We start from the raw sequence: 2,757 nt of genomic DNA, 5'->3' as shown, positions 1-2,757 counted from the left end.
CAGGCCCCAAACAATTACGAGAAAGAACAGTCTGTTCGCCGGAAGTGAGGGCGGTGGACGGACATGGGCCACGCTGGCCACCTTGCTGCAGACCTGCAGAATGAACAGCGTCGATCCGCTGAACTGGCTATCCCAGACCTTGACCCGCATCGCTCAAGGCTGGCCGGTAGCGGATATCGAGGCGCTTATGCCATGGAACTTCAAGCCTGACGCCATCGGCTGACCGCTTACGATAAATATTTCATGGACTGGTCGGCTGAGGAGGATGCCTTAAGGATCGCCGCCGACTTGGTCAATGATGATGAGTTCCCCCATGAAGCTAGCAAGGTGGCTGAACGGTACGGCTGGGATCGTAGGAGAATGAACCCCGCTTTGAGCTATCTGTTGGCACGACGGCTGATCGTTGACTATCAGGTACTCGCTCATGAATTTGTTTCGTATCGCGTGGTGAAAACCGACGCGACCCGCCGCTTCGTAAAAAGTCGCAGCTAGTTTCAATGGACCACTATTTTGATAGCCAGAAGCGCCGCAAAGTTTTCGTCAGCTACCACCATCGGAATGACCAGGCTGCGTACGATAGCTTCTCTGCTCATTTCCACGATGGCCTTGAGACGATCACCGATAATTCCCTAGACCGCGCTATCGACAGTACCAGCTTTGAGTACATCATGCGGCGCATCCGTGATACCCATCTCCACGGCAGCTCATGTACGATCGTGCTCTGCGGCGCCGAAACTCCAAAACGCCGCTATGTAGACTGGGAAATTCATGCCTCGCTGGGGCAGGAGATGGGCCTCGTTGGTGTCGGGCTGCCAAGTATCGTTTGGGAGGGAAATGGGACTTGGAAGCCTGCCCGACTTCAAGACAACATTGACTCAGGCTACGCCGCATGGGTCTTGTGGCGCGATCTCGTGGTAAATCCTCAACTGCTTATTGCAAAAATTGAAGAAGCCCTCGCTAATCCTAAGTCGAAAATCTCGAACCATCGACAACGTATGGCGCGAAATGTATAGCGGCAGTTTTTCCGTGTTCTCAGACGAAGAAGCGCGTAATTTTGGGAATGCAGGCAAGAAGACGTGTACGAAATCGCGAGCTGATGTCACCCAGTATAGTTTCGTTCGATGGCCTGGGGCGGCAATCCAAAGATCATTCTCCACGATCTGCAACATTTTGTTCGTTATACGGTCCGGCCATGCTTCCACCCATCGTGGGGCATGACACTTCGCATTGAACTTGATTTTACATGGGTTTACGCTGCGGTACGAAATAGGCCGCTGCGGTTACCGGCAGAAAGAGATTTTAGTAGAGCATGTGGTGGATGCGATGATCGCAAGTTAAGATTAAATCCTGCCCCCGCAACCATTTACTACTCCATGCTATCCCACAATAGCCGATAACTACGATCGAGTACGCTAAACAGCTACGATCATTGGTGCTAAATCCCCGACATAAAACACAAATTCTAAAATCAACAGGTGCAAAGCGGGTTGCACTTTTGCGCTGATGATGCGGCGTGCCCGAGGGTTATATGATGTGGCGGCAGTTAAATGCCGCATCCCCCAAGGCCGAAAGCGCCAACGCTGAATGCATATCTTTCATCGAAGTTGCCGGAGCTCGTTGATCTTGTCATGGCAACGCCGCTTGTTCATGCCAGGACGGTCACGAAAACGCTCGGGGTTACGCCGCAGGCGGCTCGGCGGATCGTCTCGGAGCTCGGCCTGCGCGAGATGACGGGCAGGGGGAGGTTTCGGGCCTGGGGAATCGTATAATGTAGATCGTCTTTAGAGAGGTCTGTTGAAGGAATGAGCGAGCGAACAAAACGACAGCATGTGGTGCCCCGCTTCTATATGCGGCACTTCACTCAGCCCGATGGCGAGCTTTGGACACACGATTGCGTAACCGGAACCGCTCGTAGATCGACGCCAGAAAAGACTGCGTACGAGACCAACATCTACACCCCGACGGGCGAAGACGGAGCCCGGATCGACTTGATCGAAGACACACTTGCGACGATCGAATCGCAAGCTGCGAGCATCTATCCTGAGCTTTTGGCCTTCAAGCCTCTCGATGCGGTCGCAAAGCTAGATTTCGCGGCGTTTCTGGCCACCATGTTCGCACGAAGCCCGGCGCAGCTCCGACAGTTCGCTCAAACCATGGGCCAGATGGTTTTATGGCGTAGTCGGCACGAAATGGATCGCGAATTTTGCGAGAAGGAGGCAACGGGCGACGTGACTGCTGCTGATAGAGCCGTTCAGAAGATACTGCACGACAATGAGGTGTTCACAATGAACGTCGATCGGCGGGTCGGGCTTCTCGCTTTTCAGCAAGCTCAGCCGCTGATGCAAGTCATGAACCAGATGACCTGGAGCTATGAAATCAGTGAACGGCAGCAATTGGCAACGAGCGACAATCCAGTGTTCTGGGTCAAAGGGGGCGGGGCTGCTGATCCCCCGGGATATGGGTTCGGGTTGGGCAATCCTTATGCTGTCATCCCGTTTCCCTTAAGCCCAGAGGTGATACTTCGACTGGACTGGCGGCGCGAGGGATCGTGGAAGAAGATCGGCCTTGAGCGCAAACGCGCTAAGCTTGCAAACCAATACCAGGCAAAATACAAGGAACGGCTACTTTTCTGTTGATTGCCACTGAGAACTGACCCGGCGTTTCCACCGAGAATTGACCCGCCTGTTAGGTATGTTTCGGGTCTGCGGTCGTGGTCAAGTTCCTCGTTTTCTCCTTTGTCGTTTTAGTGTCGTGCGC

Annotated in this window: 4 protein-coding genes and 1 pseudogene; all 5 read left to right on the top strand. The window is 53.8% G+C overall.

Annotation, left to right across the window (positions count from 1 at the left end; genetic code table 11):
• A partial coding sequence (locus ABWW28_RS27410; protein WP_353392887.1) for a transposase domain-containing protein occupies window positions 1-223 on the top strand: 223 nt, incomplete at its 5' end.
• Window positions 224-243: 20 nt separating this feature from the next.
• Window positions 244-492 (top strand): hypothetical protein, encoded by a 249-nt coding sequence (locus ABWW28_RS27405; RefSeq protein ID WP_353392978.1) that lies wholly within the window; start codon window positions 244-246, stop codon window positions 490-492.
• 5 nt (window positions 493-497) lie between these two features.
• On the top strand, window positions 498-1,013 hold the full coding sequence (locus ABWW28_RS27400; RefSeq protein ID WP_353392976.1) for a TIR domain-containing protein: 516 nt from the start codon (window positions 498-500) through the stop codon (window positions 1,011-1,013).
• Window positions 1,014-1,595: 582 nt separating this feature from the next.
• A pseudogene (locus ABWW28_RS27395) lies at window positions 1,596-1,769 on the top strand (helix-turn-helix domain-containing protein); the annotation flags it as partial.
• A 33-nt stretch (window positions 1,770-1,802) separates the two neighbouring features.
• Window positions 1,803-2,636, top strand: coding sequence for a DUF4238 domain-containing protein (locus ABWW28_RS27390; protein ID WP_353392974.1), 834 nt, complete (start codon window positions 1,803-1,805; stop codon window positions 2,634-2,636).
• Window positions 2,637-2,757: the final 121 nt, after the last annotated feature.

Origin of the sequence: Brucella sp. NBRC 14130 (assembly GCF_040371715.1) — a bacterium.
GTDB classification, from domain to species: Bacteria; Pseudomonadota; Alphaproteobacteria; order Rhizobiales; family Rhizobiaceae; genus Brucella; species Brucella intermedia.
This window is presented reverse-complemented; position numbering and strand designations above follow the sequence as displayed.